Source organism: Kitasatospora putterlickiae (assembly GCF_039527695.1).
Classification (GTDB): Bacteria; Actinomycetota; Actinomycetes; order Streptomycetales; family Streptomycetaceae; genus Kitasatospora; species Kitasatospora putterlickiae.
Genome location: NZ_BAAAKJ010000291.1, coordinates 4,600 through 6,544, shown reverse-complemented (window position 1 = coordinate 6,544; position 1,945 = coordinate 4,600). Strand labels below are relative to the sequence as shown.

The window sequence follows — 1,945 nt, the reverse complement described above, 5'->3', positions numbered from 1 at the left end:
CCGCCGACCCGCCCGGCCAGCTCGGCCAGCAGCCGGGCCGGGTCGAGACCCCGGGCCAGCACGTGGCCGTGCCCGCGGTGGGTGGAGGCGAGCCGGTCGCCCGCCCGCAGCGCGGCGCAGACGCCGACCGCGACGGCCTCCTGCCCGATGTACGGGTGGATGCCGCCGGTGATCACCCCGGACTTCACCAGGTCGAGCCCGCGCTCCTCGAAGGAGCGGATCAGCCGCAGCATCCGGTACCGCCGCTCGGGCGTGTCGAGCGCGGCGACGACGGGCGCGTCCGTGGTGGCGGCCGCGTGCGCGACGGCGGGTGCGCCAGGGGTCACAGCGCGCCCTGCCACACCGTCGGGCAGAACCGCGGGTCGGCGTAGTCGGGCCGTCCGTCGGCGGTGCGCCGCACCAGCACGTCGTGGTTGTAGACGACCGTCTCGCCGTCCGTCCGGGTGGCGCGCTGGTAGGTGTTGCCGCCGTCCTGGAGGTGCAGCGAGACCGCCCGGCGCGGGAAGGAGGCCAGGTTGGGGCCGCTGCCGTGGTAGGTGAGGCAGTGGTGGAAGCTGACGTGGCCGCGCGGGATGATCATCGGGACCTTGCGGACCTCGGTCCCGTTGTACGCCGCGTTGGCGTCCAGGATCGAGTCCAGCTCGGAGTTGTCGCGGTCGGCGAAGTGCCGGGTGGAGTCCTCCTCGGAGGGAAGCTCCTTCCACAGGTGGCTGCCGTCCACCATGGTGATGGTGCCGTTCTCCTCGGCGCAGTCGTGGAACGGCAGGAAGGCGGTGAGCATCCGCTCCGAGGTCGACGTCTGCCAGTAGTGCTTGTCGAAGTGCCACGGCACCTGGTTGCTTGGCTCGCCCGGCACCGGGGGCTTGTAGATCAGGGTGGCCTGGAAGATCCGGATCTGCTCGGCCTCGGCGAGCAGCGCGGCGACGGCGCCCAGCAGCGGCTTGCGCAGGATCGCGCCGATCGCGTCGCTCTCGTAGTGCACGTAGTCGTTGTGGCGCTGGACCGGCCCGTGCGAGGGCTCCCAGGAGGCCAGCCGCGGCGGGCGGACCGGCAGGGTGTGGTCGCGGTGGCCCTCGTAGTACAGGTCGGTGGCGGCCTGCAGGGCGTCCAGCTCCTCGTCGCTGAACAGCTTGCGGGACAGGTACCAGCCGTGCTCCAGGTAGCCGGCCACCTCCTCGGGGGTGGGCAGCAGCGCACGCTCGGCCTCGGTGAGGGTGAACTCTGGTGCGGTGGTCATGGGGGACGGGCCTCCTGTGGTGGTGAGGGCTCGGGGTGGACGGGCCTGGGGCTTGTCTGACCATTCGCGTCGCATCAGCGCGCGGCGGGAACCGTCAGACAGGCCCTAGACGCCGGCGGCGGCGCGCTGGCGCTCGACGGCCTCGTAGAGGGCCTTGATGTTGGCGGTGCCGAAGGTGCCGGCCCCCTGGCGCTCGATCAGTTCCACGAAGTACGTCCGGCGCGGGTGGGTGGAGCGGGCGAAGATCTGGAACAGCTGTCCGCCGTGGTCCTGGTCGACCAGCACGTCCAGCTCGCGCAGCGTCTCCACCGGGATGGCGGTGCCGCCGAGCCGCTCGGCGAGCGCGTCGTAGTAGGTGCCGGGCGTGGTCAGGAACGCCACGCCGCGCTCGCGGACGGTGCGGACGGCGGTGGCGATGTCACCCGTGCGGAACGCCAGGTGCTGGACGCCGGCGCCGTCGTGGTCGGCGAGGAAGGTGTCGATCTGGCCGGGCCGGCGGGTGGTGTCGGGCTCGATCAGGGTGAAGGTGACCTCACCGGAGGCGCTCTGCACCACGCTGGAGTCCATCGCCTGCTCGCCGACCTCGATGTACTCGCCGAAGATGCGGTGCATGCCGAGCGCGGCCTCGCAGAACTTCACCGCGTCCGCCAGCCCGCCGGCCGGCAGGCAGATCGCGGCGTGGTCGAGGGCGTCCAGCAGCGGCGGGGT

The 1,945-nt window shown here is 72.4% G+C and carries 3 protein-coding genes; all 3 read right to left on the bottom strand.

Annotated elements, in window-relative coordinates; all coding sequences use genetic code 11:
• A partial coding sequence (locus ABD308_RS28330) for a thiamine pyrophosphate-dependent enzyme (RefSeq protein ID WP_344340399.1) occupies positions 1–326 on the bottom strand: 326 nt, incomplete at its 3' end.
• Positions 323–1,237 carry a phytanoyl-CoA dioxygenase family protein gene (locus ABD308_RS28325; protein WP_344340397.1) on the bottom strand — a complete coding sequence of 305 codons (915 nt, stop codon included), beginning with the start codon at positions 1,235–1,237 and terminating at the stop codon, positions 323–325. The genes ABD308_RS28330 and ABD308_RS28325, both read right to left, overlap by 4 nt.
• A gap of 105 nt (positions 1,238–1,342) precedes the next feature.
• A partial coding sequence (locus ABD308_RS28320; RefSeq protein ID WP_344340395.1) for a VOC family protein occupies positions 1,343–1,945 on the bottom strand: 603 nt, incomplete at its 5' end.